We start from the raw sequence: 1747 nt of genomic DNA, 5'->3' as shown, positions 1-1747 counted from the left end.
ATTGTAGACATGTCTCGGAAAAGGTGGGAACATACCTGTCTGCTTTCTGAACCCACTGCCGCATGTTGTCACTCTTTGCAATGAGTGGCGCGGAATGCAGGTAAGTCAAGCATTTGGATAAGCCGTGAAAAGTATGTTCCATATCTGTCGACGTCATCCAATATCCAAAACCAAAGCCGCTATAGGGCATAATAGCACATAGCATATATACCTCATCTGCTTCTTCGGTTATTGGATCCAGAATGTAATATACATCTCCGGCGAAGTCAACCTGCATTTCTTCTCCGGGTCGATAATGATTCATATAAGCCAGGTTGTGAGCTTTACGATATTCGCCTATATACTTTTTATATTGAGTTAGTTTGTACCCATTTGGATGGTTTTTAATGTATTGTTCCCAAAGATACTCCATCGTGGTATGCGGTTCCTCTAACTCGTTAACAATTTCGGGCAGCAATGGTTCCAGATCAAGAAAACGTGGATCTTTCTCTTTTTTGTTTCCCGGTGGCTGTAGCAATGCTTTCAGTTCGGCATCACTAAGTTGACTCAAAGCTTTAAAGCTTTGTCCTGTTGCTATCGCGCGTTGTCGATAATCACTCAGGGTACCCTTTCCCATGTTGAGTTGTCTGCAAATGTGCTCATAGGGACGGCCGGCGGCAAGATACTGCATTAATGTTTTTAATTTAAGCATTGTAATTTTTGAATTAGCCATAATACCACTTCTTAACATGTTAATGATAGAGCAATATTATGAATTTTTTAAAAAAATTACAGTCTCATCGTGCGGTACGATTTACTCCGACGCAACGGTACGATTTACTCCGACGCAACAGTACGATTTACTCCGACGCAACAGTACTGTTTCATCCGACGCAGCGGTACGATTTTGCCGACGTTATCAAACAGTACAAGCAGCAATGCCTTTTTCCCGGTTTCAGACAATCTGTGAGATCGAGTCTTATCGGATGCCTTCCTTTTGTGACAACCACCACCTGACCATTGACCCATATCTCTCCGGCAGGATCAATGGTTTCGATTTCCAGAGTAGCTTTTTCAAAAGGCTCCAGCTCTATTTCATGACACAGGTACAAGTTCTCTCCCGCCTCACGGATACCGCCATACACGGCGGGAAGGGTGACTCTTCTCCAGTGATTGTCATCAAAACCTAATGTATTCCAACCATTTACGTCCGGCTTTCGCTCAAAGTCTTAGTCCAGGCTGATGGATGAACGGATGGGTTGTTGCGGTGTGTCGAAGGCTGGATCATAACTGAACAGGAAGATATCTTCTATCTCCACGCACCCCCGGGCGGTCAGACGAAGAAGGTCGATTCGTTCAGCCTTCCTGTCCGCAAACGGGACAAAGTCAGAAACCTGCTTCCCGTTTAGGTAGAGGTTCATGGAGCGTTCTGTAAAATCTCCCTCGATAATCATGTGAACCGGTGTTCTACCTGATGCCAGACTACCGCTGTTTATTCTGATCCTGGATCGTTCTCCTTCACTTGTAACATCAACAGATGCCTTTTCCAGAGTTATTTGCAAGGCGTTGGTAGCATTATCGCCCAGTTGTATATCAAATACAGCATTACCGTTCAGGATTAAGTTGGTCTCGAGCTTGAATCTCTAGGTGATGGGGTCTAACTTCCTGTTAATCTTACCGTTGGCAAGGTGTAATCTACCGCATTCTACTTTCGTACAAGGGAAAGCTGCCCATTCGCTTAGGGCCGCTTTTTTTCGTTATCCTGTCC

2 protein-coding genes are annotated in these 1747 nt (G+C 44.6%); both read right to left on the bottom strand.

Features of this window, described 5'->3' with window-relative positions; all coding sequences use genetic code 11:
• On the bottom strand, nucleotides 1–712 hold a 712-nt coding region (locus WBH99_RS01170; protein WP_424218272.1), incomplete at its 3' end, for a hypothetical protein.
• 496 nt (nucleotides 713–1208) lie between these two features.
• Nucleotides 1209–1400, bottom strand: a complete 192-nt coding sequence (locus tag WBH99_RS01165) for a hypothetical protein (protein WP_424218271.1) — start codon at nucleotides 1398–1400, stop codon at nucleotides 1209–1211.
• Nucleotides 1401–1747: the final 347 nt, after the last annotated feature.

This window comes from Azovibrio sp. (genome assembly GCF_049658005.1).
In the GTDB taxonomy this organism is placed as follows: domain Bacteria; phylum Pseudomonadota; class Gammaproteobacteria; order Burkholderiales; family Rhodocyclaceae; genus Azovibrio.
Note: the sequence above shows the minus strand (reverse complement) of the source record. Positions and strands in the feature narration are given on the sequence as shown.